At 65.3% G+C, this 26,160-nt stretch carries 25 protein-coding genes; 11 read left to right on the top strand and 14 right to left on the bottom strand.

Annotation, left to right across the window (positions count from 1 at the left end):
* Nucleotides 1-1,578, top strand: a 1,578-nt coding sequence (locus CH256_RS03795; RefSeq protein WP_256989350.1) for an LCP family protein, incomplete at its 5' end; no start/stop codon positions are given.
* 66 nt (nt 1,579-1,644) lie between these two features.
* Nucleotides 1,645-2,319: a phosphate signaling complex protein PhoU gene (gene phoU / locus CH256_RS03790; protein ID WP_094639310.1), complete on the top strand. Its 675-nt coding sequence runs from the start codon at nt 1,645-1,647 to the stop codon at nt 2,317-2,319.
* Nucleotides 2,320-2,456: 137 nt separating this feature from the next.
* Here the strand turns inward: phoU and pstB are convergent, their stop codons facing one another.
* The 6 genes from pstB to CH256_RS03760 form a co-directional block, all read right to left on the bottom strand.
* On the bottom strand, nt 2,457-3,233 hold the full coding sequence (gene pstB, locus CH256_RS03785) for a phosphate ABC transporter ATP-binding protein PstB (RefSeq protein ID WP_032395896.1): 777 nt from the start codon (nt 3,231-3,233) through the stop codon (nt 2,457-2,459).
* Between the two features lie 37 nt (nt 3,234-3,270).
* Nucleotides 3,271-4,179: a phosphate ABC transporter permease PstA gene (gene pstA, locus CH256_RS03780; RefSeq protein ID WP_068049866.1), complete on the bottom strand. Its 909-nt coding sequence runs from the start codon at nt 4,177-4,179 to the stop codon at nt 3,271-3,273.
* A gap of 3 nt (nt 4,180-4,182) precedes the next feature.
* Nucleotides 4,183-5,220, bottom strand: coding sequence for a phosphate ABC transporter permease subunit PstC (pstC, locus tag CH256_RS03775; protein ID WP_094639308.1), 1,038 nt, complete (start codon nt 5,218-5,220; stop codon nt 4,183-4,185).
* Nucleotides 5,221-5,307: 87 nt separating this feature from the next.
* Nucleotides 5,308-6,405: a phosphate ABC transporter substrate-binding protein PstS gene (gene pstS / locus CH256_RS03770; RefSeq protein ID WP_094639307.1), complete on the bottom strand. Its 1,098-nt coding sequence runs from the start codon at nt 6,403-6,405 to the stop codon at nt 5,308-5,310.
* 201 nt (nt 6,406-6,606) lie between these two features.
* Nucleotides 6,607-7,512 carry a mycothiol synthase gene (mshD, locus tag CH256_RS03765; RefSeq protein WP_068049868.1) on the bottom strand — a complete coding sequence of 302 codons (906 nt, stop codon included), beginning with the start codon at nt 7,510-7,512 and terminating at the stop codon, nt 6,607-6,609.
* Nucleotides 7,513-8,274, bottom strand: coding sequence for a winged helix-turn-helix transcriptional regulator (locus CH256_RS03760; protein ID WP_068049874.1), 762 nt, complete (start codon nt 8,272-8,274; stop codon nt 7,513-7,515). It lies immediately after the preceding gene.
* 130 nt (nt 8,275-8,404) lie between these two features.
* Between CH256_RS03760 and CH256_RS03755 the strand changes: the two genes are divergently transcribed.
* The 5 genes from CH256_RS03755 to CH256_RS03730 all read left to right on the top strand — a co-directional run bounded on the left by CH256_RS03755 (nt 8,405) and on the right by CH256_RS03730 (nt 11,559).
* Nucleotides 8,405-9,184 (top strand): LmeA family phospholipid-binding protein, encoded by a 780-nt coding sequence (locus CH256_RS03755; protein ID WP_094668898.1) that lies wholly within the window; start codon nt 8,405-8,407, stop codon nt 9,182-9,184.
* A complete protein-coding gene (locus tag CH256_RS03750; RefSeq protein ID WP_094668895.1) occupies nt 9,181-9,600 on the top strand; it encodes a thioredoxin family protein in 420 nt (139 codons plus the stop codon). Before CH256_RS03755 ends, CH256_RS03750 begins: the two co-directional genes overlap by 4 nt.
* A 252-nt stretch (nt 9,601-9,852) precedes the next feature.
* Nucleotides 9,853-10,341 (top strand): DUF4395 domain-containing protein, encoded by a 489-nt coding sequence (locus CH256_RS03740; RefSeq protein ID WP_068049878.1) that lies wholly within the window; start codon nt 9,853-9,855, stop codon nt 10,339-10,341.
* A gap of 74 nt (nt 10,342-10,415) precedes the next feature.
* On the top strand, nt 10,416-11,252 hold the full coding sequence (locus tag CH256_RS03735) for a sulfurtransferase (protein ID WP_068049880.1): 837 nt from the start codon (nt 10,416-10,418) through the stop codon (nt 11,250-11,252).
* A 1-nt stretch (nt 11,253) separates the two neighbouring features.
* Nucleotides 11,254-11,559, top strand: coding sequence for a DUF1416 domain-containing protein (locus CH256_RS03730; protein ID WP_037194601.1), 306 nt, complete (start codon nt 11,254-11,256; stop codon nt 11,557-11,559).
* Between the two features lie 78 nt (nt 11,560-11,637).
* Here the strand turns inward: CH256_RS03730 and CH256_RS03725 are convergent, their stop codons facing one another.
* Nucleotides 11,638-13,158: a cutinase family protein gene (locus CH256_RS03725; protein WP_094668894.1), complete on the bottom strand. Its 1,521-nt coding sequence runs from the start codon at nt 13,156-13,158 to the stop codon at nt 11,638-11,640.
* 405 nt (nt 13,159-13,563) lie between these two features.
* Here CH256_RS03725 and CH256_RS03720 point away from each other — a divergent pair, with 405 nt between their 5' ends.
* On the top strand, nt 13,564-14,184 hold the full coding sequence (locus tag CH256_RS03720; protein WP_179271990.1) for an FABP family protein: 621 nt from the start codon (nt 13,564-13,566) through the stop codon (nt 14,182-14,184).
* A gap of 196 nt (nt 14,185-14,380) precedes the next feature.
* Here CH256_RS03720 and CH256_RS03715 read toward each other — a convergent pair whose 3' ends face one another.
* The 6 genes from CH256_RS03715 to CH256_RS03690 form a co-directional block, all read right to left on the bottom strand.
* Complete coding sequence (locus CH256_RS03715; RefSeq protein ID WP_082898824.1) at nt 14,381-15,967, bottom strand: amino acid ABC transporter ATP-binding/permease protein; 1,587 nt, start codon at nt 15,965-15,967, stop codon at nt 14,381-14,383.
* Complete coding sequence (cydD, locus tag CH256_RS03710; RefSeq protein ID WP_068049886.1) at nt 15,960-17,660, bottom strand: thiol reductant ABC exporter subunit CydD; 1,701 nt, start codon at nt 17,658-17,660, stop codon at nt 15,960-15,962. The genes CH256_RS03715 and cydD overlap by 8 nt, the downstream gene beginning before the upstream one ends.
* Entirely contained in the window at nt 17,657-18,694 is a 1,038-nt protein-coding gene (cydB, locus tag CH256_RS03705) for a cytochrome d ubiquinol oxidase subunit II (protein ID WP_068049888.1), read from the bottom strand. Before cydB ends, cydD begins: the two co-directional genes overlap by 4 nt.
* Nucleotides 18,695-18,703: 9 nt before the next feature.
* On the bottom strand, nt 18,704-20,251 hold the full coding sequence (locus CH256_RS03700; RefSeq protein WP_068049889.1) for a cytochrome ubiquinol oxidase subunit I: 1,548 nt from the start codon (nt 20,249-20,251) through the stop codon (nt 18,704-18,706).
* Between the two features lie 131 nt (nt 20,252-20,382).
* On the bottom strand, nt 20,383-21,249 hold the full coding sequence (locus tag CH256_RS03695) for an aminodeoxychorismate lyase (RefSeq protein WP_094668892.1): 867 nt from the start codon (nt 21,247-21,249) through the stop codon (nt 20,383-20,385).
* Between the two features lie 34 nt (nt 21,250-21,283).
* A complete protein-coding gene (locus tag CH256_RS03690; RefSeq protein ID WP_068049893.1) occupies nt 21,284-22,582 on the bottom strand; it encodes a dicarboxylate/amino acid:cation symporter in 1,299 nt (432 codons plus the stop codon).
* A 102-nt stretch (nt 22,583-22,684) separates the two neighbouring features.
* Here CH256_RS03690 and ygfZ point away from each other — a divergent pair, with 102 nt between their 5' ends.
* The 3 genes from ygfZ (at nt 22,685) to CH256_RS03675 (ending at nt 24,911) form a co-directional block, all read left to right on the top strand.
* On the top strand, nt 22,685-23,815 hold the full coding sequence (gene ygfZ / locus CH256_RS03685; RefSeq protein WP_094639298.1) for a CAF17-like 4Fe-4S cluster assembly/insertion protein YgfZ: 1,131 nt from the start codon (nt 22,685-22,687) through the stop codon (nt 23,813-23,815).
* Nucleotides 23,812-24,447 (top strand): MOSC domain-containing protein, encoded by a 636-nt coding sequence (locus CH256_RS03680; RefSeq protein ID WP_094639297.1) that lies wholly within the window; start codon nt 23,812-23,814, stop codon nt 24,445-24,447. Before ygfZ ends, CH256_RS03680 begins: the two co-directional genes overlap by 4 nt.
* A 272-nt stretch (nt 24,448-24,719) precedes the next feature.
* Nucleotides 24,720-24,911, top strand: a complete 192-nt coding sequence (locus tag CH256_RS03675; protein ID WP_082898823.1) for a DUF3073 domain-containing protein — start codon at nt 24,720-24,722, stop codon at nt 24,909-24,911.
* A 73-nt stretch (nt 24,912-24,984) separates the two neighbouring features.
* Here CH256_RS03675 and purM read toward each other — a convergent pair whose 3' ends face one another.
* On the bottom strand, nt 24,985-26,085 hold the full coding sequence (purM, locus tag CH256_RS03670; protein ID WP_032376541.1) for a phosphoribosylformylglycinamidine cyclo-ligase: 1,101 nt from the start codon (nt 26,083-26,085) through the stop codon (nt 24,985-24,987).
* Nucleotides 26,086-26,160: the final 75 nt, after the last annotated feature.

The following is a 26,160-nucleotide window of genomic DNA, read 5'->3' as shown; positions in this document are numbered from 1 at the left end:
TGCCGGCACCCACCTCGCCGCTGGCCCCGGTGCGGGTGTCGGTGCCCACGATCAGGTACGTCTCGTCGCCGTATTGGCCTTCGGCGTCGACGACGTCGGTCGAATCGGGATCGAGTGCGGCGACCTGTAGAAATCCCTGATCGGTGTTGCGGAGATATCCCCACACCACTCCGGTCAGGGCCACCGCCAGGATCGCGACGAGAGAGACCAGGCTTCGGCCGATCATCCGCACCCGACGTCGTCGACGCCGAAGGCCAATACGGCGACGAGACGTACCTGATCGTGGGCACCGACACCCGCACCGGGGCCAGCGGCGAGGTGGGTGCCGGCACCGTCGCCGACGCCGAGGGAGCCCGTTCGGACACGGTCATGCTCGTCAACATCCCGGCCGACCGCAGCCGCGTCGTCGCCGTCTCGTTTCCCCGTGATCTCGATGTGACGCGGCCGGAATGCGAGCAGTTCGACAACGACACCAATACCTACACCGGAGAGATGTTCCCCGAGGCATACGGCGACAAGCTCAACGCCACCTATGCTCTCGGCGGCCCCAAGTGTCTGGTCAAGACCATCCAGAAGATCTCCGGCCTGCGTATCGGACACTTCGTCGGGATGGACTTCGCCGGATTCGAGTCCATGGTCGACGAGGTCGGTGGCGTCGAGGTCTGCACCGCGCAGCCGCTGATCGACTACGAATTGGGTGACGTCCTCCCCAACGTCGGAACACAGCGCATCGACGGCCGCACCGCACTGAACTACGTTCGAGCGCGCAACGTCGAGTCCGAGGGCAACGGCGACTACGGCCGCATCAAGCGACAGCAGCGTTTCCTGTCGTCGCTTCTGAGGTCCGCGCTCTCGAACAACGTGCTGCTCGATCCCGGCAAGCTCAACGGATTCGTCAACGCGTTCACCTCGGACACCTTCGTGGAGAACGTCAAGACTCAGGACCTGGTGACGCTGGGGCGCTCGCTGCAGAACGTGGACGCCGGTGCGGTGACCTTCCTGACCATTCCCACCACCGGCACCAACGACTACGGCAACGAGATCCCCAACGACGACGCGATCGGTGCGATCTTCCAGGCCATCATCGACGACGCTCCGTTGCCCGGTGAGGAACGCGCGGAGCCGGTGACACCCGAAGAGCCCGCACCTGCCGCCGTACCCGACGCGCCGCTGTTGGCCGTCGATCCGGCAACCGTCTCCCTGCAGGTGTCCAACGCATCCGACATCGCCGGGATGGCTCAGACGGCATCCGACGAACTCGCGGTCTACGGATTCCAGATCCTGACGGTCGGCAACTTCTCGGGCACCGCGGCCCAGACCGTGGTGCGCTACTCCCAGGATCAGGAGGCGGCTGCGGCGACCGTCGCGTCGGCGATACCCGGCGCGGCCATCGAGCTGGCACCGAGCCTGAACAACGTCGTCGAGGTGGTGCTCGGCTCGAACTATCCCGGATACACCCAGTTCCCGACGGCATTCGGCACCCAAATCGATCCCACTCAGGTCGAGGGCACCACCCAGAGTGCGCCCCTTCCGGAGGATCTCTCGTACACCAACGCCGCCGACGACACGTGCGCCTGAGTTCATTCATGCTCCGTTAACCCTCGGGACAGGGAACTGGTCGGTGTGACCCACTAAACTTCGCTCATGCGCGTCGCCTACAACGAACAGATGAACGAGCTTGCCGATCTCCTCGGAGAGATGGCGAGCCTGGCTGGTGCGGCCATGGAAAAGGCCACGCAGTCCCTCCTTCAAGCAGACCTGGTACTCGCCGAGCAGGTCATTTCCGAACACGACAGGATCACCGAGCTCAGTGCGGTGTGCGAGGAGAAGGCCTTCACCCTTCTCGCCCTGCAGGCTCCGGTCGCAGGCGACCTCCGTTCGGTGGTGGCCGGCATCCAGATCGTCGCCGACATCGATCGCATGGGCGCACTCGCACTGCACGTCGCCAAGATCACTCGTCGCAGGCACCCGAACCATGCTCTCCCCGAGGTCGTCAACGGGTACTTCGCCGAGATGGGTCGCCTCGCCGTTCAGATCGGCGCGTCGGCCCGTGAGGTCCTCGAGACCCGCGATCCCGAGCGCGCTGCGAAGCTGCAGGAGGAGGACGAGGCGATGGACGATCTGCACCGTCACCTCTTCACGGTGCTGATGGACCGCGAGTGGAGCCACGGCGTCGCTGCTGCGGTGGACGTGACCCTGCTCGGACGCTTCTACGAGCGCTTCGCCGATCACGCTGTCGAGGTCGGCCGTCGAGTGATCTTCCTGGTGACCGGTGAGCTACCCGTCGACCTGAGCCACAACAACATCCCCACTTCGTAGTACCCACCCTCGCCGAGACCGAGTGGCGCTGCGCTGCAGCGCTACTCGGCTTTCTCGTCGGAACAACGAGCGCAGACACGCACGAAAGAACCCCCGCCGAGCTTTCGCTCGACGGGGGTTCTCGTGTTCGTGTGTGGTTATCCGAAGCGGCCGGAGATGTAGTCCTCGGTGGCCTTCTGCGTCGGATTGGAGAAGATCTTCTCGGTGTCGTCGATCTCGATGAGCTTGCCGGGCTTGCCGGTCGCCTCGAGGTTGAAGAAGCCGGTCTGATCGCTCACCCGTGCGGCCTGCTGCATGTTGTGCGTGACGATCACGATCGTGAAGTCCTGCTTGAGTTCCTGGATCAGATCCTCGATGGCGAGAGTGGAGATGGGGTCGAGAGCCGAGCAGGGCTCGTCCATCAGCAGAACGTCGGGCGAGACGGCGATCGCACGAGCGATGCACAGACGCTGCTGCTGTCCGCCGGAGAGGCCGCCTCCGGGCTTGTCGAGGCGGTCCTTGACCTCGTTCCAGAGGTTGGCACCCTTGAGCGAGCGCTCGGCGATCTCGTCGAGTTCCTTCTTGCCGCGGCCGCCCTGCAACTTCAGGCCGGCGACGACGTTGTCGCGGATCGACATCGTCGGGAAGGGGTTGGGGCGCTGGAAGACCATGCCGATGGTGCGGCGCACACCCACCGGGTCGACGCCACTGCCGTAGATGTCCTCGCCGTCGAGCAGCACGGAACCTTCGACGCGTGCACCGGGGGTCACCTCGTGCATGCGGTTGAGCGAACGCAGGACGGTCGACTTACCGCAGCCGGACGGTCCGATGAACGCGGTGACGCTGCGCGGCGGTACGGCCAGAGTGACGTCGGAGACGGCATGGAACTTGCCGTAGTAGATGTTGACGTCCTTGAGATCGAGACGCTTTGCCATGTTCTTCGTTCCTTAGGATTCGCTGGAGTCGGGTGGGTCAGAAGTTCTTGGGCGAGAAGAACTTCGAGACCAACTTCGCGCCGATGTTGAGTATTGCGACGATCAGGATCAGCGTCAGGGCTGCTCCCCACATGCGCTCAGCGGTGAGCACGCCGGTTCCTGCTTTCTGCAGGTCGACCATCATGAGCGGCAGAGACGTCTGCGGCCCCTCGAAAATGTTGAAGTTGATGGCGGTGGCAGATCCCACCAGGATCAGCACGGGTGCCGTCTCACCCATCACGCGGGCCAGGGCGAGCATGATGCCGGTGACGATGCCGGACAGTGCCGTGGGGATGACGATCTTGGCGATTGTCTTCCACTTCGGCACGCCGAGCGCGTAGGACGCCTCGCGCAGATCCTGAGGAACGATGCGCAGCATTTCCTCGGCCGAGCGCACGATCACGGGAATCATCAGCAGCACGAGGGCGAATGCGACCGCCACACCGGATCGCTGGAATCCGAAGGTGGCGATCCACAGCGCGTAGATGAACAGGGCCGCGACGATGGACGGCACACCGGTGAGGATGTCGACCATGAAGGTGGTGACTCGGGCCAGGCGCGTGCCCACGCCGTACTCGACGAGGTAGATGGCGACGAAGATGCCGATCGGGATGGAGATGACGGCGCAGAACAGTCCTTGCAGGAGCGTTCCGACGATGGCGTGGTACGCACCGCCACCTGCGATGAACTGGGTGACGCCGGCCTGCGAGTTCTGCCACCAGGTGGGCGACACGACTGCGGACAGTCCGCGGGAGATCACCGTGTAGAGCACCCAGATCAACGGGACGAGAGCCACCAGCACCGAGAGGCTGACGAGGATCGTCGCCGACAGGTTGGACGCCTTACGCCGAGCGCTGACGCCCTGGAAGGTGGGTTCCTTTACGGGCTTGTCCATGGTTGCGGTCATGGGTCAGTCCTTCTTTCCGGCGATGGCGGCGCGAGCACCGGCGTTGACGACGAAGGTCAGGACGAAGAGCACCAGACCCGCGGCGATGTAGGCACCGGCTTGGAGCGGGTTGTTGAACTCGCCCGCGGCCAGCGCGATCTTCGTGGCGAAGGTGGAACCGCCGTCGAACAACGTTCCGCCGAAGGTCGACTGGGTACTGCGAATGATGATGTAGAGCGCGATGGTCTCACCGAGAGCGCGGCCGAGGCCGAGCATGGAGCCACTGACGTAACCGGACTTTCCGAACGGAATGACCGTGGTGCGCACGACCTCCCAGCGAGTGGCCCCGAGCGCGAGAGCGGCTTCGATCTGCCCCTTCGGCGTCTGCATGAACACCTCGCGGGTCACGGCAGCGATGATCGGCAGGATCATGACGGCGAGCACGATGCCGCCGGTGAAGATGGTGCCGCCGCCGGCGATGGAGACCGACCCGGTACCGAAGAGCGGGAACCAACCCAGGTTGGTGTTGAGCCACTCGGCGAACGGGCTGATCACCGGCGCGAGGACGTACAGGCCCCAGAGACCGAAGACGATCGACGGGACTGCGGCCAGCAGGTCGATGACGTAACCGAGCGGTCCCGCCACTCGCTTGGGCGCGTAGTTCGTCAGATAGATGGCGATGCCGAGGGCGACAGGCATCGCGAGGACCAGCGCGAACAGGGACACCGTGACGGTGACCAGGAACAGATCGAGAACACCGAACACCATGGCCGAGGTGTTGGTCGTGTCCCAGGCACCGTTGTAGGTCAGGAAGTTGACCGTGTTGTTCGACAGTGAGGGGATCGCGCGCCAGATCAGGAAGATGCCGACAGCGGCGATCAGGGCGATGATGAAGATACCCGAGCCCGTGGCGAGGCCGGAGAAGATCCTGTCACCGGGGCGGGTGACGGTCCCCGATTTCTTCTTGTCTGACAATTGTGGTTCTTCCGGTTTGTGCGCGGCACCCGCGGAGGGCACAGAAGCCGCGGAGGGGACGCCGGTCATCGAGTGGGTGTCGCTCATACCGCTCACTGTCTCGTGTGGAGGTCGAGGACGGTCCTGCTTCGACTCGCGTTGCCGCGAGCCGAAGCAGGATTACGTCTCATTTAATCAGGCGATTGCTTCGATGGCGGTGATCAGACGCTCCTTGAAGCGGTCCGGCAGCGGCACGTAGCCGGCTTCCTCGAGGCCCTGCTGGCCCTCGTTCGCGGCGCTGAGCAGGAACGACTTGACTGCTGCCGAGGTGTCGGCGTCGTAGCCCGCCGAGCAGACGATCTCGTAGGTGGCGAGCACCAACGGGTAGCTGTCGGCCTCGTTGCTGGCGTACAGCGTGTCGAGGTCGAGCACCAGGTCGTTGCCTTCACCGGAGAAGGTCACGGCGTCGATGGCGGCGGCAGCACTCTCGGTGCTCAGCTCGACCGGGCCATTGCCGAAGTCGATGTTCGCGGCGCTGAGGCCTTCCTGCTCGACGAAGCCGAACTCGACGTACGTGATCGAGCCGGGAGTCCCGGACACGGCCTGGGCGACGCCCGAGGAGCCGTTGGCACCTTCGCCGACGCCGCCGGCCCAGTCGGAGCTGTGATCGAGGGTCCATGCCTCCGGGGCAGCGTCGGACAGGAAGCGCTGGAAGTTGTCGCTGGTGCCCGAGGAATCGGAGCGGTAGACCGGGGTGACCGGGGTGGACGGCAGGTCGACGCCTTCGTTGAGGGCGGCGATCGCGGGATCGTTCCAGGTGGTGATCTGGCCGGTGAACATCCGTGCGGTGACATCGGGTGTGAGCACCAGGCTGTCGACGCCGTCGAGGTTGTAGGCCACTGCGACGGGCCCGAAGACCAGCGGCAGGTTCCATGCCGGGTTGCTGTCGCAGCGGGTGGCCGCCTCGGCTGCCTGCTCGTCCTTGATCGCGGAGTCGGAGCCGGCGAAGTCGACCAGACCGGCGACGAACTGCGTACGACCGTTGCCCGAGCCACTGGTGGTGTACTCGACGGACTTGCCCGAGCAGACGCTCGAGTAGACCGAGGTGAAGTTGGACATCGCGTTCTGCTGAGCAGACGATCCTTCGCCTGTGAGCGGAGACTTGCCCTCGCACGAGGCGGAAGAATCGTCCGCGCCGACGGTTTCGACGTTCGCGTCGCTACCGCATGCGGTCAGCAACATGGCGCTGATGGCCACTGCACTCATGAGAGCACCGTTGCGCTTGAGGTTCACCTGTTTCCTCCGAGGAATCTTGGGCCGTGTCCACGGCTCGGACCTGATCGGCCGCGCTGTGACTGTGTGGGTGCCGGCTCGAAAGAAACCTCGCACCAGGCGGCGTAGGTTGCCGCCCATGGAGAAAGGTAGGGGCAGGTGGTAGACGTTTACCCCCGCGTGGGTGAACGGGAGATGAACACCGCAGTCTGAAATGTCCGTTCAGACGCTGCGAGCGTATGCGGCATCCACGTGGTAGTTCTCGAAGCCCAGCTTGCTGTAGGTGTGCACGGCAGCGGTGTTGTCGGCCTCGACGTACAGCATGATCTGGCCGAGTTCTCTGCTGTGCAGATAGTGCAGGCCGGCCAGCGTGAGCACTCGACCGAGACCACGACCCTGCGACTGCGGATCGATACCGACCACATAGACCTCACCGATGGCCGGTTCCACACCCTCGGCCGGGTGGACCTTCGTCCAGTGGAAGCCGAGGAGCCGGTCACTGCCCTCCTCGAAGGCCAGGAAGAGGCCCGCCGGATCGAACCACGATTCGTCGCGGCGCGAGGCGATGTCGCGATCGGTCCAGCCACCCTGTTCGGGGTGCCAGGAGAAGGCCGCATTGTTGACCCGCAGCAGCTCGGCATCGTCCTGATGCCCACGATACGTTCGAAGTGAAATACCTTCCGGCACAACTACATCCGGAAGATCGGGATGCGCGGACGCGCGACGCATCTGCAGCAGCTCGCGAACCACCTGCAACCCGAGCCGCGCCGCGACCGACTGCGCCGCCGGCAGGTTGCCGTGCGCCCAGATACGGGTACCGGAGCCGATTTCGAGTGCGCGAGAAACCAATTCGCGTCCCACTCCGTGACCGCGGAACGGAGGATCGACGACGGCCTCGGCCATCCCGTCGGCGATTCCGACGTAGCCGACGACACGATCACCTTCGGTGGAGACCAGACGAACGACGTCGTCACCTCGGTCGACAGCCTTCACGGCCTGCTCGGACAAAGGCGCAGTGCCGTCGACTTCCGTTGCACGGGAGAGGATCTGATGAATCTCGTAGGAAACGCGCGAAGACGGTGCGTCGCCGTCGATGGGGTGGACGTCGAACGCAGGATCCGAATTCATCTACGAGAGAGTACTCTCTTGCTCGAACTCGAAATCCGCATCGTCGGAATCCCCGCCGGCAGCGTCCGAGACCACCGGTCCGCCCTTGGCGTTGCGCGCGGGTCGAACCGCCTTGTATCCCACGTTGCGCACCGTTCCGATGAGCGACTCGTACTCGGTACCGAGCTTGGCGCGCAGGCGTCGAACGTGGACGTCGACGGTGCGCGTGCCACCGAAGAAGTCGTAGCCCCACACCTCCTGCAGGAGCTGGGCGCGAGTGAAGACCCGACCCGCATGCTGAGCCAGGTACTTCAGCAGCTCGAATTCCTTGTATGTGAGGTCGAGCGGACGACCTCGCAGCCGCGCGGTGTAAGTACCTTCGTCGATGACCAGTTCGCCGAGCGTGATCTTGCCCGAGGTCTCCGGGCTGGCAACCCCTCCACTACGGCCGACCAGCAACCGCAGCCGAGCGTCGAGCTCTGCGGGGCCGGTACCGGGGAGCAGGATGTCGTCGAGACCCCAGTCGGAATTCACCGCGACGAGCCCACCCTCGGTGAGCACCGCGACGACGGGGATGGCCGATCCGGTACTTCCCAACAGGCGACACAGACCACGAGCGGCGGCCAGGTCCGTACGAGCGTCGACCAGTGCGATGTCCGCCGAGCCGGCTTCGAGCAGCGAGGACACCTCGGTGGGTACCGGGCGTACGTGATGCGCCAGGAGAGCGAGGGACGGCAGAACGCCCTCCGGATTGGGATCGGAGGTCAGTAGTAGGAGCTCCACTGCGTCTCCATTCTTACTGCTGGCCGGTCCAGTCCAGGCTGGACTTGAGTGATCGTCAAGGACACAGACTAGCTTGTCCGTACAACCGGCCGAAGAGGGCAGTGCGCGATTCGTCGGTCACAATGGACCCGTGCGCACACTTCTCATCGGACTCGCCAGCCTGCTGGCCCTCACCCTCGTGGTGGATTTCGGCGCTGCGGCCTACTCGGAGTATCGAGTCTCCCGCGCGATCCGCGCCGGCGGTGAGCTCACCTCGGACCCTCAGGTGATCGTGCACGGTTTCCCGTTCCTCACCCAGGCCGCGGACGGGCGCTACCAGAACATCGAGATCCGCGCGCAGGACGTGCCGACCGAATACGTCGGCTCGACGACGATCGAGGCCAATCTCCGCGGCGTGCACATCGAGTTGTCCGACTTGATCGACAACAACGTGCGGGCGATTCCCGTGGACGAGCTCGACGGCCGCGTACGGATCGAGGCCACGGACCTCGGCCGGTTCCTCGGCATCGTCGACCTGCAGGTTTCCGCGCCCCCGGCCGACAAGTCGGACGGCACCGGCGGCTCCGGCGGATCGGGCATGACCACTACCGGGGGCGTCGTGCTGACCGGAACGGTTCCGGTCGGCCCGATCGAGACGACCGTGAGCGTGCAGGCCGACCTGTTGCTCGAAGGTGACGGCGTCGCCATCGTGGCGTCGGACTTCTATTTCGGCCCGGAGGGCCAGGCGGACTTCTCGATCCCCGATTTCGCCAAGCCCACGGTTCTCGGACTGTTCACCAAGACCATCGAGCGTCAGAGCCTGCCCTTCGGGCTCGTCCCGACCGACGTCTATGCGGAGGGCTCGCAGATCGTCGTCGAAGGATCGGGCGAGAACGTGACCATCGACCTCAACGAAATCGAAAAGCCGTGACAGGGATCACAGTTCTCGTCGTCGTGGCGATCCTTGCCGTTGCTACCGGATTGTTCCTGCGCCGCCGCTCGGGTGCCGTGCGGGCGGTGCGTGAGCCCGACACCGAGACCGACGACCTGTACCCACTCCTGCTCGACGCGGGTGCCACGACCGACTCTGCGACCGTCCTGCACTTCTCGGCCGACTGGTGCGGACCGTGCGCAGCCGTGCGACGTGTCGTCCAGCAGGTGCTCGACGACCGGAGCGATGCCCGCGAACTCGAACTCGACATCGACGCCCATCCGATCCTCGCTCGCGAACTGGGCGTGCTGTCACTGCCCACCACTTTCGTACTCGACACCCGATTGCAACGGCGCTCCAGAATCGCGGGTGTGCCGTCCGCTGCGGCGCTGCGGTCCGCACTCGACGCTCTCTGACCACGCTTCTTCGGACCGGCGGTAGGACGCGCCGCTGGTAGCGGGTACGATGCTCTTCGTGTTCTCCTGCCGCGAGCTGATGCTCACCAGTCGTCGCACAGTCGATCTGTGCCGACTGGGCGGTTGTTGCTGTCGCTGCTGCTGATTTCCTTCTGCCGCCACGCCCATGCGTGATGACGGCCCGATGATCGAAATCCATGTCCGAGCACTGCCGATGCGGCGTGCCCCGACCTCGCACAGGAGTACTTCTCGATGTCGACACCCGACACCCGGACCACCACCCCCACTGCCACGATCGACCAGGTGGACGTTCGTGGTCCACGCTTCGCGGCGTGGATCACCACCGCCGTTCTGGTCGTCGTTCTCCTCCTGACCACGTTCTCGGTCCCCGCGGCGGCAATCCTGCTCGGGCTACAGGCGATCGTGTTCGGAATCGGAGCCGTCCGCGGACCCAAGCGCAGTCCGTACGGCACGATCTACGCGACATTCGTCGCACCGCGGCTCTCCCCCACCAGCGAACGAGAGCCGGTGGCACCGTTGAAGTTCGCTCAACTGGTGGGCTTCGTGTTCGCCGCCGTGGGAGTCCTCGGCTTCGCGATCGGCGCTCCCGTCGTCGGAACCGTGGCGGCAGGCTTCGCGTTGTTCGCGGCCTTCCTCAACGCCGCGTTCGCGGTCTGCCTCGGCTGCATGATCTACCCCCTCGCCTCGCGGCTGCGCACCACCTCGCACACCGCATCCTGAACAGGGTCGCTTGAGCAGGCTGCAGTCCTGTCTCGACCTTCACCGATCCATAGAGAAAGACCGAAAGGAACACCATGGCTCGCTCCGACGTCCTGGTCTCTGCCGACTGGGCCGAGCAGAACCTGAACGCACCGAAGACCGTCTTCGTCGAGGTCGACGAGGACGCAAGCGCCTACGACGGCGGACACATCGAAGGTGCGGTCAAGCTCGACTGGCGTAAGGACCTGCAGGACCCGGTTCGCCGCGACTTCCTCAATCAGGAACAGTTCTCGGACCTGCTGTCGGCCAAGGGCATCAGCAACGACGACACCATCGTGCTGTACGGCGGAAACAACAACTGGTTCGCCGCTTACGCCTACTGGTACTTCAAGCTGTACGGCCACAAGGACGTCAAGCTCATCGACGGTGGACGCAAGAAGTGGGAACTCGACGGCCGCGCGCTGTCCAAGGACGTCGTCAGCCGTGAGACCACGCAGTACCGCGCCGAGGCACCCGACCTGTCGATCCGCGCGTTCCGCGACGAGGTCATCGACGCCATCGGCAACAAGAACCTGATCGACGTGCGTTCGCCCGACGAGTTCTCGGGCAAGATCCTCGCCCCGGCTCACCTTCCGCAGGAGCAGGCGCAGCAGCGTGGCCACGTGCCGTCCGCGATCAACATCCCGTGGAGCACCACCGCCAACGAGGACGGCACGTTCAAGTCCGACGAAGCGCTCGAAGAGCTGTACAAGACCAAGGGCTACGACGACAGCAAGGCCACCATCGCCTATTGCCGCATCGGTGAGCGTTCGAGCCACACCTGGTTCGTCCTCAAGGAGCTCCTGGGCAAGGAAGACGTCAAGAACTACGACGGCAGCTGGGTCGAGTACGGCTCTCTCGTCGGAGCACCCATCGAGCTGGAGGTTCACTGATATGTGTGGAGCACCCGTACAAGGCCAGACCATCCCCGCAGGTGTCGACGTCGAGAAGGAAACGGTCATCACCGGCCGCGTCCTCGCCGGCGACGGTGAGCCCGTAGCAGGCGCATTCGTGCGGCTGCTCGACGGCAGCGGCGAATTCACCGCAGAGGTCGTCGCGTCGGGCACCGGAGACTTCCGGTTCTTCGCCGCTCCCGGACAGTGGACGCTGCGCGCCCTGTCGGCATCGGGCAACGGCGACACCGTGATCGCTCCCGAGGGCGCAGGCGTGCACTCGGCGAACGTCACCGTCGGAGTCTGATCCGAACCGCTCGCTTCGAACGAGAAGAACCCCGCACCTGCTCGCAGGTGCGGGGTTCTTTCGGCTCGGTGGAGGCTTCTAGTTCGGGACGGGCACAGAGGCGGCGGGATCGGGAACCGTCGAATACTGCGGCGGGAACATCCCTTCCGGTACCGGAATGCCCTGCGATTCGAGGAACGCTCCGAGATCGCTCACCTGCGTGACCGTTCCGGGCTCCGGCAGCAGGCGGGGTTCGGGTGCGGTCTCCGGGGCGGGGGCTTCAGGTGCCGCCGTCTGCGGTGCGTTCTTCTTCTCGCGTTCGGCGCGCGCAAGGTCGGTGATCCACGCGACCATCTTCTCGCTCTCCCACTCGTACCCGTCGTTGGGGTCGTTGTACCAGTAGGACAGGTGCTGCAGGAAGCCGAGCGCCAGGTAGGGCCCGAGCACGACGTCGGCGATGCCCTTGTTGTTCTCCTCGAACCCGGTGGCCTCGGCACGGAGCTTGGCTTCGACGGTCTCGGCACCGGGCCCCATCGCCCAGTTGAGATCGGCGAGGAGCTGCTCCGGTGTCAATGCGTCCACCGCCTGCTGATCGGCGACGGTGTAATCCACGTCCGCCACCCTCACCAAGACCTGCAGCAGAGTCTCGTCGGAGGTGACCCATGATTTGTCGGTGGCGATATCGACGATCGCGCGCGAAGCAATGGTCGTCACTGCGCGCGCGAAGTCGGACACGGTCTGTACCGGGTTGAGGACGGTCAGCCGCATCTGCGAGATGACCTCGAGGGCGAGCTGCAGAAGTTCGATGTCGTCCGGAGCGTCGCACGCCAGATCCCACGGCCGGCACGACCAGGTGACCTTGTCGGTCAGCGTTCCGTAATCCCGCGGCGACTGGTCCATGAAGCCACCGAGCGACTCACCCGGCTCGTCACCGAAATTCGGCACACCGGCCGGGCGGTAGGGCGAACCGACCATGATCACGCCTGCGATGTCGTCGCCGTTGACCAGGGCACTCGAGTCACGCGCGCCGATCTCGGTGGACAAACGATCGAGTACTTCGCCGCCGACGCTGTATCCGAGGAGTACGAACTTGGTTCGATCTCCACACTTGCCCTTGTACTCGTCCATCAGACGATTGGTCGTTGCGACACCTTCCACGATCGACTCGTGGTAGGTCGGCACGTCGTCCAGAACGTCGAAGCCGTACGTCGAGGCGTACGGGACGTAGAGCCAGCCGACGGTACCCGGGCTGTCGGCATTGGCCTCACCGACCGGGACCGTCACGTTCCCGACCCAGTTCGACGCGACCGTGGACGCCTGCTCGGCCAGAGGATTGCGGTCCGACGCCGAGTCGGTGGCACCGGACACCGCCAGCACCAGCACATCGGGGCAGTCCTGCGCGTAGTTGTTGGGGTCGATGTTCGGGCCCTGCGACGATCCGAAGTCGGAGGAACCCGCGTCGGCGGAACCGGAGTCCGATGATCCCGACTCTGCCGATCCCGAGTCCGGAGCGGCGAGTGCGGCTGCGGGAGCGGCCAGCGCCAACGCCAGGGTCACCACCGCCGACCTGATCAACAACAGACCGAACGACGATGTCAGAGCCCGTTTACGACGCAGCATTGTTGCGGAGACCTCCCCAGCCTTCGTGACAGAACACAGTGAACAACATCGGAAACTCACCCTCGAGCGCCCGACGCCCCCCGAAGAAGGTACCTGCTCGACAGGATTTCTCCACCGCTATGAGTGATCCAGCGCACTCGAGGCCCCGAATTCGGTTGGATGTCACCAAGGACACAGGCGGTATTCGGGCCGCTGTCCTCGACGACGATCGCTGCGGGTTAAACTCGCACTCGTGGTCATCTTCTTCGAGCTACTTCTCGTTCTTGCGGCAGTAGCCATCATCGCGTTCTCGCTCTACGTCGTCTACCGACTGGTCAACGACGAGTCGTGACAGAACCGGTTGCGGGGCAACCCGGCAGAGCTGACGAGGGGCTCGACACCCCCGTCACCAGTGGCGACGAAGCAATAGCGGCTGCCGAACAGAAGTTCGCCGACGCGTCGACGCGGAACGTTCCGGTCCTGCCGGACATCCCGCACCCCGACGACACGGCCAATCTTCGCCTCGGCCCCGATCTGCACCCGTCGATGCTCGCTCTGCTGCCGCTCGTCGGCGTGTGGCGTGGCGAGGGCGAGGGCCACGACCCCGAGTCGGGTACCGACTATCCCTTCGGTCAGCAGATCGTCGTCACTCACGACGGCGGTAGCTACCTGAGCTGGGAATCGCGTTCGTGGCGACTCGACTCCGACGGCAACTTCGCATATCCCGACCTCCGCGAAACCGGATTCTGGCGGATGAGCGGAGGCCACGGGCTCAAGGGTTCCGAGGACGAAGAGCTCGTCGAACTGCTGCTGACCCACAGCACCGGAGTCGTCGAACTGTATTACGGCCACGCCCTGACCAAGTCGTCCTGGGAACTGGCCACCGATGTCGTCATCCGTAGCACTTCGGGTGCGTTGGTCGGCGGGGCCAAGCGGCTCTACGGCATCGTCGAAGGCGGGGATCTCGCATACGTCGAGGAACGCGTCGTCGCCGACGGCCCACTGGCACCGCGGTTGTCCGCGCGCCTGTCTCGCTACATCGGCTGAGACACAACCACTTCGGTACCCACAGCGAACGGCCCCCGAGCCATACCTGATGTCAGGTCCCGACCGGACAGGTCGGGGGCTCGGGGGCCGGGTAGCTGCCTGGGATTCGCTTGCCGCTCGCGCGGTCTTCGCAGTGAATCCGTCAGCGATTGCGGCTAGCTGACAGCCACCTCACGCGTCCTAGAGTTCATCAACTTCAGACCACCTCCTCTCTCGTGTACTTCACAACGTACGCCCGAGTTTCCGAGTCGGCAAAGAGTTTTTTCCCACGATTCGAGCCGAGGTCGATCACCTGGTCGGCGTCGGTGTTCTCCGGCAGTTGATGAGTGACGACCACCACGATTCGATCGGCTCCGAACAGGCCGTCGTCGGTGGTGAGCAACTCTCGCAGTAGCTGTTCACCGGAGATTCGGTCGAGATGTTCGGTCGGCTCGTCCAGCAGCACGATCGGGGCCGTACTGAGCACAGCGCGAGCCAACAGCAGTCTGCGCCGTTCTCCGCCCGAGACGGCCTGCGCACCGCCGACCAGGGTGGTGTGAACCCCGAGGGGCTGCGCGTCGAGCCATGGGCCAAGGCCCACGCGTCGCAGCGCATCCGATGCCTGTGCTTCGTCGACATCGCCGCGCACCACACGTAGGTTCTCCAGAATCGAGGTGTCGAACAGATGCGCGTCCTCGGCGAACAGCGCTGCGTCCGAACCGCATTCCTCGGCGAACTCCCGCAGCATCGTGGACTTGCCCGATCCGCTGGGCCCGATGAGTGCGCTCCGCGCATGTGCACGGAAGTTCGTAGCAGGGGTCGAGTTTCTACTCACATGCGGCGGAGCCGCATCCAGCATCGCCATGACTCGAGTGGCCGCGATTCGTCCACGCATCAGGGCGATTGCCGCCCCGGGGAGTGCCGCGGTTGCCTCGAAGGCGGCGAGCGGAACCAGCACGATGATCGCCAGAGCCATCGGAGTCATGCCACCTGCGGTACCTCCGGTCGGTCCGTACAGCCCGATGCCGACGAGAAAGGACCCGATCACCGATGCACCGATCGACAACGGAACTGCGGCATCGGCCAGCGCCGACGGTCGCGCCGCCCGGTCGCGGGCAGTCACCGAATCCTGCGCTGCGCCGCGGGCTTCGGCGAGGGTCGCGTCGAGGCGCCCGGCGACCCGCAGTTCCGCGGCGTGGTCGAGTGCTCGGACGGCGGTCTCGGCGAACCGCGCGTCGGCGTCGGCTCCGGCCTCCTCGGCGATCCTCGCCGACCGCGCCGCCAGAATCGGTGCGCCCACCCCGGCGATCAGCAACGACACCGCCAGGATCGACGCAGCAGCAGGTGCGATACCGGCGAGCAGTCCCACGGCTGCGAGCATCATCACGACGCTGACACAGATGGGGACGATCGCGCGTATGACAACGTCGCCGAGCACGTCGACGTCCGCCCCGGTGCGAGCCAGTACGTCACCGCGCCGCAGAGCGAGCGCGCCGTGTCCGTTCGCCAATTGCTCGTAGATCCTCGTGCGCGCTGCCGTCGTACCGCGTAGGGCCGCGTCGTGCGTGGTCAATCGTTCGAGGTAGCGGAACACACCGCGCGAGATGCCCAGCGCCCGAACGGCTACCACTGCGACGGTCAGGTCCATCACCGGAGGCATCTGCCAGGCTCGGGTGATCAACCATGCCGACAGTGCGGCGAGAGCCAGTGCGCTGCCGAGTGTTGCCACGCCGGCCGCCACCGCCAGTGCCACCCTGCGCGGGGAGAGCTCGAACAGGGCCAGTGCGCGTCGTAGGTCAGACATGATCGAACTCCGGTACCACCGGCGAACTGCTTCGCACCTCGACGACGCGATCGGCGGCGTGCAGCACCGCGCGCCGGTGACCGACCATCACCACGGTGACGCCTCGGTCGGCTGCATCTCGAATGGCGTGCAGCACGGTCTGTTCACTCGCCGCGTCCAGGTGCGCCGTCGGCTCGTCCAGTACCATCACCGTCGCGTCGGAGACGAAGGTTCGGGTCAGGGCCAGGCGTTGCAGTTCGCCGAGGGACAGACCCACTCCGCCCTGCCCGACGCGAGTGTTCCAGCCGTTCGGGTGCTCTCGGAGTACGGCGTCGAATCCCGAAGCGCGGCAGGCTGCGTCCAGTGCATCGGCGTCGGGCACACCGTGGAGGGTGACGTTCTCGTACAGCGTGCCGGGAAGCAGCACCGGCCGCTGCGGGAGCCAGGCGATCTGAGCCCACCACCGGTCGAGATCGAGATCGACCACGGGCACCCCGCCGACGAGTACCGCACCGCTCGTCGGCGACGTGAGCCCCAGAACGGCTTGCAGCGCAGTCGATTTACCCGAGCCGTTGGGGCCGGTCAGTACCGTGATGGTGCCCGTTCGGCACAGCGCACTCAGTCCGGCCGGAGCGTTACCGTCCCGGCTCGCGACGGTGAGTCCGACGAGTTCGATGTCCGCGGTTGTCGCGTTCACGGTCCGGCCACCGGTCGGCTGTGTCGTACGCCGGTCCAGGACCCGGAAGGCTCGCTCCGCGGCCTCGACGCCGTCCTCTGCTGCGTGGAACTGGGTCCCCACGGCGCGCAGCGGGAAGTACACCTCGGGGGCGAGGATCAACGCGATGATGCCCGCTTCGAGCGTCATCTCCCCGAAGACCAAGCGCAAGCCGATGCCGACGGCCACCAGTGCGACACACAGGGTCGCGAGCAACTCCAGCACCATCGACGAGAGGAAGGCAACCTTCAACGCGCGCATCGTGGTTCGTCGATGGGCGTCGCCCAGTGCGCGGATGCGAGCGGCCGGGCCGTGTTCGCGGCGCAGCGCGCGCAAGGTCGGCAGACCGGCCAGTAGATCGAGCAACTGCGCAGACAACCGGGTCATCGTGGTGAGCGTCGCCGCGGCTCGGCCCTTGGTCAGCAACCCGATCAGAATCATGAAGATCGGGATGAGCGGCAGGGTCACCGCGATGACCACAGCCGAGGTCACGTCCTGAGTGACGATGACGACCAGAACGAGCGGAGTGACGATGACCGCGGACACCAGCGCCGGCAGGTATCCGGTCAGGTAGGCGCGCAGACCCCCGATGGCTCGGGTGACGACGACGGTCAACTCCTCCCGTTCGCGGTCGAGCTCTCGGGGCTCGAAACGGGTTGCTGCCGTGAGTACCTCGACTTCGAGCTCGGCCACCACACGCGACGCCGACCGGTGCGCATAGCGGGACTGGGCTCCGGTGGCGAGCACACGGACGGCCATTGCGCCCGCCAGCACGGCCAGTTCCGTCGTCCAGGCGGACAACGACCGTGCCGTCGGGTCGGTGATGACGCCTGCCAGTACGCGGCCGATCGCAAGCGCGCCGACGATGATGCACAGGGTGACGACGGTCGACAGAGCGACAGTGACGACCAGGTAGCCTCGCGCCGATCGAGAGTATTTCCACAGTCGCGGATCTACGGGCCCCTTCGCCCGTCCCCGCGGCGCAGCGGGCGCGGTCACGATTTCACCGTCAGTCCGATCGAATCCGGAATCTGGGCACTCGAAATGCGCTGGCGGAAGACCCAGTACGTCCAGGCCTGATATCCGAGAACGACAGGGGCGGCGAAGGCTGCAGCCCACGTCATGACCTTCAACGTGTACGGGCTCGACGACGCGTTCGCGATGGTGAGATCGAACGCGGCATCCGTAGTGGACGGCATGACATTGGGGAACAGCGAGGCGAACAACAGCACCACGACGGCAACGATGGCAACGCTGGTGAAGACGAATGCCCAGCCTTCACGCACTTTCGCCGTCAGCGCGACGACGAGAAGCAGTGCGACAGCGGCCACCGCGACGAGTAGCCACGTCCAGGTCTTGCCGTGCGCGAGTTGGGTCCACAGGGCGAAGGTGCCGCCGACGAGAACTGCCGGAACCGACAGGCGCGCCGCAATTTTCACGGAATCCTCGTGCACGTCCCCGGAAGTCTTGAGCGCGATGAACACCGCGCCGTGCAGGGCGAACACCAAAGCCATGGTGGCACCGCCGAGCAGAGCGTACGGGTTGAGCAGATCGAAGAAGCCTGCGGTGACCTTCTTGTTCTCGTCGATCGCGACGCCGCGCACGATGTTGGCGAACGCGACGCCCCACAGCACCGCCGGAACCCACGAGCCGATGCCGATGCCGATGTCGCAGCGCCGACGCCACACCGGGTCGTCGATCTTGCCGCGCCATTCGATGGCGCAGATACGCAAGATCAGCGCCACCAGGATGAGCAGCAGCGGCAGGTAGAAGCCCGAGAACAACGTGGCGTACCACTCCGGGAAGGCCGCGAACAGTGCGCCACCTGCGGTGATGAGCCACACCTCGTTGCCGTCCCAGACCGGGCCGATCGTGTTCAGAACCGCACGCCTGCGCTTCTCCCCCGTGGCGGCGTCGGGATGCCTGCCCAGGATCGGCATGAGCATGCCGACGCCGAAGTCGAAACCTTCGAGCACGAAGTAGCCGACGAAGAAGAAGGCGATGACGAAGAACCAGAATTCGGGTAGTGACATGGTTTTCCCCTAGTACGCGAACGAGAGCTGTTTGGGCTCTTCGTCTTCCGATTCCGGTGGATCGACGTGCGGATGCGCGTCGTGGTCGAGAGGCCCTTCGATGACATAGCGACGAAGAAGGAAGAACCAGACACCACCGAGGGCGGCGTACAGCAGTGTGAACGTCACCAGCGAGGCGAGAACGAGGCCGACGGGATGGTCGGACACGCCCTGGTCCACGGTCAGCCGTATCTGATCGACTCCCGAGAGGTTCGGCGCGACAACCCATGGCTGACGGCCCATTTCGGTGAAGATCCAGCCCGCACTGTTGGCGAGGAACGGCGTCGGAATCGCCAGCAGCGACAACCACGAGAACCACTTCTGGTCGGGAATCCGGCCACCCCGGGTGACCCACAGACCCGCGATGGCGAGCAGGGCCGAGCCGGCGGCCAGTCCGATCATCATTCGGAACGCCCAGTAGGTGACGAACAGGTTCGGCTTGTAGTTTCCGGGGCCGAACTGCTGCTCGTACTGCTCCTGCAGTTGGTTGACGCCCTGCACGGTGGCACCGAAGTCGTTCTCCGCCAGGAACGAGGTGAGTCCGGGAATCGCGATGAGGTGAATCACGGATTCGCAGTTGTTGTGGGTGCCCACGGTCAGGAGCGAGAAGCTGGCCCCGGTCTCGGTGTCGCACAACGATTCTGCGGAGGCCATCTTCATGGGCTGCTGCTCGAACATGAGCTTGCCCTGAATGTCTCCGGTGATGGCGAGCGCACCGCCGGCAACGATCATGACGATGAAGGACATTCGTGCTGCGGATCTGAACATCGAACGCGAGTCCGTGGCCGGGAGCGGAGCCTGCAGAGTGGTGACCCCAGCGGCCGGGAGCGGAGCCTGCGGTGCGAGTCCGTTTTCGGACAGCGGAGCGAACTCAGCCTGCTTCCTGCGAGCCTCACGCACCATCCACCAGCCGGAGATGCCGGCGACGAAGGTCGCGGCGGTGAGGAACGCTCCTGCGACAGCGTGCGGAAAGGCCGCCAGCGCAGTGTTGTTGGTGAGCAGTGCCCAGATGTCCGTGAGTTCGGCGCGGCCGGTCTCTTCGTTGTAGATCGCGCCGACGGGATGCTGCATCCAGGAGTTGGCTGCGATGATGAAGAAGGCGGAGGCGTTGACGCCGATGGCGACGAGCCAAATGGTCGCCAGGTGAACGAGTTTCGGGAGTCGGCTCCAGCCGAATATCCACAGGCCGAGGAACGTGGACTCGAGGAAGAACGCGACCAATCCCTCGAGCGCGAGGGGTGCACCGAACACGTCACCGACGAACCGTGAGTATTCGCTCCAGTTCATGCCGAATTGGAATTCCTGGACGATTCCGGTCGCGACGCCGAGGGCGAAGTTGATGAGGAACAGTTTGCCGAAGAACTTGGTCAGCCGATACCAGGAGTCCTTCCCGGTGATCACCCACATGGTCTGCATGGCGGCCACCATCGGCGCGAGGCCGATCGTGAGAGGTACGAGAATGAAGTGGTAAACGGTGGTGATACCGAACTGCCACCGCGAGACATCCAACGCGTCCATCGATACTCCGAACTCTCACACCCGAGCTGTGACGGGCAACACCGCAGGTCAGGGCGTTGGCCCGCGACAAACTCGAATGTACTACTACGGTTAGTAGTAGGGAAGAGTCTTTCGGCAGGGTCGTTGGACTCCTATCGAGTTTCGACCGCCTCCACGGCCGTGTCGACCATCGTCGAAACGTCACCGGCAAGCTTCCGAGTGCCCAGGGGAACGCCGTTCATCGCCGTGACCCGAGCCGCGAGAGTGACGCTCGAGACAAGCCAAACACCTTCTGCAGCAATGAGATCCGCGGGATACAGGTGCCCGTGTTCGCACGTCCAACCAGCGGACTCGGCCACGGCGAACAACCCGGCGACCGTGGTTCCGGCCAGGATGCCCTGTTCGACGGACGGTGTGACGAGAGTCTTACCGCGCGCGAGCACCACCGTCGAGCGCGGACCTTCGAGCACCCGCCCCTCGCTGCTGAGGTAGATCACGTCGTCGACACCCTGAGCCGCGGCATGCCGCAGCGCGGCCATGTTGGTCGCATACGACAACGTCTTGGCCCCCGCGAGCTGCCACGGCGCTCCCGACGAGAAATCCACCGAGTAGCCGCGATCGAGCGTGATCACCGACACCCCGTCGGTGCGCGCTGCCCGCACTCGCTCGGGCAGCGGCCCCACCGTCACGTACGCGGTGGGGTCACCACCGCCCTCGCGTCCGCGGCTGAGGACCACGCGAAGAACCGCCTCGTCCTCCGACTCCTGCGCCCACAGACCCACGGACTGTTCGACGACGGCGCGCCACTGTTCGAGATCGGGGACGGGTAGGTCCAGCGCCTTCGCCGACGCCACCAGCCGGGCCAGATGCAACTCGACCGCACAGGCCGCGCCGCCGCGCACGAGCAGCGTCTCGAAGACCCCGTCGCCGCGCACCGCGGCCAGGTCGTCGGCGAACAGCAACGGCCGATTCGCGTCGTGCACTCGGCCGTCCAACGTCACCACTACCGACTCCGACATGCCCGCCACCTTAGAGGGGAGCGGACGCGTTCGATCAATCCGCTCGGTCGGCCGTTGCCAGCGCGTCGGCGTACTCGTCGAGGTCGAGATCCTCGGCGACGACGACCTTGGTGCCGTTGTAGACCTCGCGGTCGATCTCGTCGTCGGCGTTGGCGACGAGCATCGCGACGAACGTGTCTCCGTTCACGTTGAGGAAGGTACGGAAGATCCCGGCGAACCAGTCCACGGCGATCAGCAGGCCGACGGCCTCGAAGGGAAGGTCGAGCGAGGTCGCGAGGAACATCGCGACGACGGGGAATCCGCCGGGCACGGTGATGGTGCCCATGTTCAGCAGAACCGCCAGGCCCATGCCCAGCACGATCTGCCCGAGGCTCAGGTCGATGTTGCCTGCCTGCGCGAGGAACATCACCACGATCATGTAGTTGAGAACGGCGCCGTAGGAGCCCATCGTCAACCCGATCGACAGCGTGAAGTTGGCGACCTTCTGACTGACGCCGACCTTCTCGACGGTGTTGCGCAGCACCGTCGGGAACGTGACGGCCGAGCTCGTCGTCGTCACCGCGACGGCCGTCTGTTCGGTGAGCTTGCTGGGCAGCTTCCACGGGTTCAATCGGGTCCGCATCGTCACGACCACGACGAAGAGTGCGAACAGAATCAGCACCCCGAGCAGCGTCGTACCGAGGTAGCTCAGCGCGGTGGACACCACGGAGAATCCGACGTCGCCGGCGAGCGCGGCGAGCAGGCAGAACACACCTACCGGGGCGATGACCATGACGAGCCGGATCATCGTCAGGACGATCTGCTGGATCTGGTCCATGAACGAGAGCACCTGGGTGTTGCCGGTCTTGGTGATGTGACTGCGCAGCGCGATACCGAAGAGCAGCGAGAAGACAATGATCGGCACCATCGTCGCCGTCGACATGGCGTCGAACACGTTGGTGCTGACGAAGTTCAGAAGGGTGTCCTGCCAGCCGAGCGCCTCGCTCGCCGACTCCTCGAGCGCCGGATCGAGCTGCTGGGTGAACACCATGCCCGCGCCCGGCCGAATGATGGTGCTCAGCACCCAGGCCAGCACAGCGGCGACGACCGAGAACCCGATCATCCACTTGAAGGTGCGAAACGCGATCTTGCCGGTTCCCGCCCCCGCCATCGACCCGGTGGCCACGATGACCGAAGCCATCACCAGCGGGACGATCGACATCTGGATCAGTCGGATGAACAGATCACCGATGAACTTCAGGTTCGCGGCCCACTCGCCGACCACCAACCCGAACACGATGCCGCCGATCGCGGCGAGGCCGATCTGCGCGGCCGGATGCGCCAGTTTCTTCATGGGTCGACACGCTAGGTCCGTGTCGTCGCGGTGCCGTGTCGTCGCCGTTTCGAGGGTGTAAAGGGACCGGTCACCGAGTTGCTGCGCCGACGGGCTCCTACTATGGGGGATGTGTCCGACACAGTCACGATCAGCCCGAGTCCACTTCTGACACTCCCCGGCGCAGTGCCCTCCCCCGACGACAGCGTCGATGCCGGGGTGGCCTGGCATTACGGCAATCCGTTCGGCGAGCAACGCGACGCGGTCAGCGGCGCTGCCGTCATCGACCGTTCCCATCGTTTCGTGCTGGCCATCAGCGGAGACGAACGCCTGAGTTGGTTGAACACGATCTCGAGCCAACTCGTCTCCAACCTGCCCGACGGCAGCTCGGCCGAGAATCTGAGCCTGGATGTCAACGGCCGCATCGAGCATCACTTCGTCCAGACCGACCTGGCCGGCGTCACGTACATCGACACCGAGCGCTCGGCCGGACCGGATCTGCTGTCGTTCCTGAAGAAGATGGTGTTCTGGGCCAAGGCCGAACCCCGTGAGGCCGACGAACTCGCCGTTCTCACCGTCCTCGGATCCGACGCGGCGTCGGTGCTCGAGAAGGCCGGCCTGCCGGCTCCGAGCGAGGTCTACGGTGCGTCGCCGATCGACGGCGGCGGTTTCGTGCGGCGGATGCCCTGGCCGGGCGCGAATTCGTACGACGTGGTGATCCCCCGCGCGAGTCTGAGCGAGTGGTTCATCCGACTGCGCGACGCCGGGGCCGCCCCGGCCGGAACCTGGGCGTTCGACGCGTTGCGGGTGGAATCGTTGCGTCCGCGGGTGGGCGTGGACACCGACGAGAAGACCATTCCGCACGAGGTTCGCTGGATCGGCAGCGCAGCCGAGTTCGGCGCGGTGCATCTGGAGAAGGGCTGCTACCGCGGGCAGGAGACGGTCTCGCGCGTGCACAATCTCGGTCGCCCGCCCCGGCACCTGGTGCTGCTGCATCTCGACGGCTCTGCGGACGGTCGGCCCGGCACGGGCGATCCGGTGACCGCAGGCGGACGCTCGGTGGGCCGTCTGGGCACCGTCATCGACCACTTCGAGCTGGGGCCGATCGCATTGGCCCTTCTCAAACGAACGATTCCGGTCGACACTGCCCTCGAGGCGGGGCCGTGTGCCGCGTCGATCGATCCGGACTCGATCCCGTCGTACGACGACGTCCAGGCCGGCCGCGCTGCGGTCGACCGCCTACGCGGCCGGTGACCGGGAGGGTCCTGGCGGTCTGCGTCGTGCACGCCGATGTTCCGTTCGGACGCCGAGCGGTGGTCGACAGTGGCATCGACAAGCGGCCCGTCGACGGGCAGGTGGACGTGCACGAGCTCGGCATCGGCGGTGATCACTGTCGGGACACGAAATTCCACGGTGGACTCGATCAGGCCGTGTACGCCTACGACGAGGTCGAGGCGCAGCACTGGGCCGACGAGCTGGGGGTGCCGGTTCCACCGGGTCGATTCGGGGAGAACCTCCGCACCGAGGGTGTGCCGGTGACCGACGCGGTGATCGGGTCGCGGTTTCGCATCGGCACGGTGGCCTTGGAGGTGACGATCGCCCGCAAGCCCTGCGCGACGTTCGCACGGTGGATGGACCAGCCGAGATGGATCCGTCGCTTCGCGGACCGAGGTGATGTGGGTGCGTACTTCCGAGTTCTCGAACCCGGGGTCTTCGGCGGCGGTGACACGGTGACGGTGGAGTCGGTACCCCAACACGGGGTGACGGTTCGCGACCTGTTCCGAGGAACCGACGCGACCGCGATGTCCACTTTGCTCGATCAGCCCGATTTGGCACCGAAGGTCTACCGCGATGCGGCTGCGGCACTGAAATCGTTGCGCAACTGACCCCTGAGTGCGTCGCTCCCCATGACGCGCAGCACGTAGTTCTCGTGTCGCGAAACGGAGATAGTTTGCCTGTGCACGGATTTCTGCAGGTACAGGCTGCGTCGACCCATTTTCCGGGCGTGTCGCGCCCGTTCGCCCGGCACCGACACGTGGTGCCGTCTGCGCATCGCGGCGATTCGCGCGCTAGAGTGTGTCCCAGGAAGAAATACCAACTCTAACGGGGCCGCCAAATTTCCCCAGGCCGCCCCGAAAGTCCGCGAGGGGGCACCGCCATGGGCCGAGGCAGGGCTAAGGCAAAGCAGACAAAGGTCGCTCGTGAGCTCAAGTACAGCTCGCCTATTACGGACTTGGAGAGACTGCAGCAAGAGCTCTCCGGTGGTTCGTCGAACTCGCATCGTGGCGGCGTCGACTCGGACGCGCCTTCCCGAGTCGAAGAAGACGAGTACGAGGACTGGCGACGCTAGTACTGAGCACGACAACGACTGAGGGGGAGCCGCGATGCGGCTCCCCCTCACTTGTTTGCCCGTCCTCGGGCGATCAGAACCTCGGGTGGTTACCCAGCAGCAGCGCACGCTCGTCGGCGACGTCCTTACCGGTCGCCTTCTTCACCGTACCCAGCGTCCAGCAGTCGATGTGGCGTGCGGTCAGCACGGCGAGTGCGCGGTCGACGTCCTCGGGTGCCACGATGGCGACCATGCCGACTCCCATGTTGAACGTCTGCTCCATCTCGGCGCGCTCGACGCGCCCGCGCTGAGCGATCAGCGAGAAGATCGGGGCAGGGCTCCACGTGGTGCGGTCGAGTTCGGCGACCAGGCCCTCGGGCATCACCCGTGAGAGGTTGTTCGCCAATCCGCCGCCGGTGACGTGGCAGAACGTGCGCACGTCGGTTTCGGCCGCGAGCGCGAGGCAGTCCTTGGCGTAGATTTTGGTCGGTTCGAGCAGCTCCTCGCCGAGGGTGCGGCCGAACTCCTCGACGTGTCCGCCGAGATCCATGTGGTTGATCTCCAGCAGCACCTTGCGCGCGAGGGAGTAGCCGTTGGAGTGCAGACCCGACGATCCCATGCCGATGACGACGTCACCGGGACGCACCCGCTCGGGTCCGAGGATCGAATCAGCCTCTACGACGCCGATGCCGGTGGCCGAGAGGTCGTAATCGCCGTCGGCCATCAGTCCCGGGTGCTCGGCCGTCTCGCCGCCGAGCAGTGCGCAACCGGCGATGATGCAGCCTTCTGCGATGCCCTTGACCAGTTCCGCGACCTGCTCGGGAACCACTCGGCCCACGGCGATGTAGTCCTGCAGGAACAGTGGCTCGGCACCACAGACGACGAGGTCGTCGACGACCATTGCGACCAGGTCGAGGCCGAGGGTGTCGTGCTTGCCGAGCGCCTGCGCCACGGCCACCTTGGTGCCGACGCCGTCGGTCGAGGCGGCCAGGACGGGCTCGCGATAGTCGCCCTTGAGCGCGAAGAGGCCGGCGAAACCGCCGAGACCGCCCATGACCTCGGGCCTGCTGGCCTTCTTGGCGAGCGGCGCGAACAGTTGCACTGCTCGATCTCCTGCGGCGATGTCGACCCCGGCCGCCGCGTAGGAGGCACCGCCCGAGTGAGTTGCGCTCGTGGGTTGGGATTCCTCGGTCATTCGGCTCCAGCCTGTGTACTCGATCATGTCAGCGCCCTTACCGGCACAGATAGCGCCCTAACGGTACCGGAGTGC

This window comes from Rhodococcus sp. 05-2254-6, assembly GCF_002258565.1.
In the GTDB taxonomy this organism is placed as follows: domain Bacteria; phylum Actinomycetota; class Actinomycetes; order Mycobacteriales; family Mycobacteriaceae; genus Rhodococcoides.
This window is presented reverse-complemented; position numbering and strand designations above follow the sequence as displayed.

Excerpts from the sequence above, each read along its gene's own strand:
- phoU (WP_094639310.1), top strand. The coding sequence starts at position 1,645 with ATGCGCGTCGCCTACAACGAACAGATGAACGAGCTTGCCGATCTCCTC.
- pstB (WP_032395896.1), bottom strand. The coding sequence starts at position 3,233 with ATGGCAAAGCGTCTCGATCTCAAGGACGTCAACATCTACTACGGCAAG.
- pstA (WP_068049866.1), bottom strand. The coding sequence starts at position 4,179 with ATGACCGCAACCATGGACAAGCCCGTAAAGGAACCCACCTTCCAGGGC.
- pstC (WP_094639308.1), bottom strand. The coding sequence starts at position 5,220 with ATGAGCGACACCCACTCGATGACCGGCGTCCCCTCCGCGGCTTCTGTG.
- mshD (WP_068049868.1), bottom strand. The coding sequence starts at position 7,512 with ATGAATTCGGATCCTGCGTTCGACGTCCACCCCATCGACGGCGACGCA.
- CH256_RS03740 (WP_068049878.1), top strand. The coding sequence starts at position 9,853 with ATGTCGACACCCGACACCCGGACCACCACCCCCACTGCCACGATCGAC.
- CH256_RS03735 (WP_068049880.1), top strand. The coding sequence starts at position 10,416 with ATGGCTCGCTCCGACGTCCTGGTCTCTGCCGACTGGGCCGAGCAGAAC.
- CH256_RS03730 (WP_037194601.1), top strand. The coding sequence starts at position 11,254 with ATGTGTGGAGCACCCGTACAAGGCCAGACCATCCCCGCAGGTGTCGAC.
- CH256_RS03725 (WP_094668894.1), bottom strand. The coding sequence starts at position 13,158 with ATGCTGCGTCGTAAACGGGCTCTGACATCGTCGTTCGGTCTGTTGTTG.
- CH256_RS03715 (WP_082898824.1), bottom strand. The coding sequence starts at position 15,967 with ATGTCTGACCTACGACGCGCACTGGCCCTGTTCGAGCTCTCCCCGCGC.
- cydB (WP_068049888.1), bottom strand. The coding sequence starts at position 18,694 with ATGTCACTACCCGAATTCTGGTTCTTCGTCATCGCCTTCTTCTTCGTC.
- CH256_RS03700 (WP_068049889.1), bottom strand. The coding sequence starts at position 20,251 with ATGGACGCGTTGGATGTCTCGCGGTGGCAGTTCGGTATCACCACCGTT.
- CH256_RS03695 (WP_094668892.1), bottom strand. The coding sequence starts at position 21,249 with ATGTCGGAGTCGGTAGTGGTGACGTTGGACGGCCGAGTGCACGACGCG.
- CH256_RS03690 (WP_068049893.1), bottom strand. The coding sequence starts at position 22,582 with ATGAAGAAACTGGCGCATCCGGCCGCGCAGATCGGCCTCGCCGCGATC.
- ygfZ (WP_094639298.1), top strand. The coding sequence starts at position 22,685 with ATGGGGGATGTGTCCGACACAGTCACGATCAGCCCGAGTCCACTTCTG.
- CH256_RS03675 (WP_082898823.1), top strand. The coding sequence starts at position 24,720 with ATGGGCCGAGGCAGGGCTAAGGCAAAGCAGACAAAGGTCGCTCGTGAG.
- purM (WP_032376541.1), bottom strand. The coding sequence starts at position 26,085 with ATGACCGAGGAATCCCAACCCACGAGCGCAACTCACTCGGGCGGTGCC.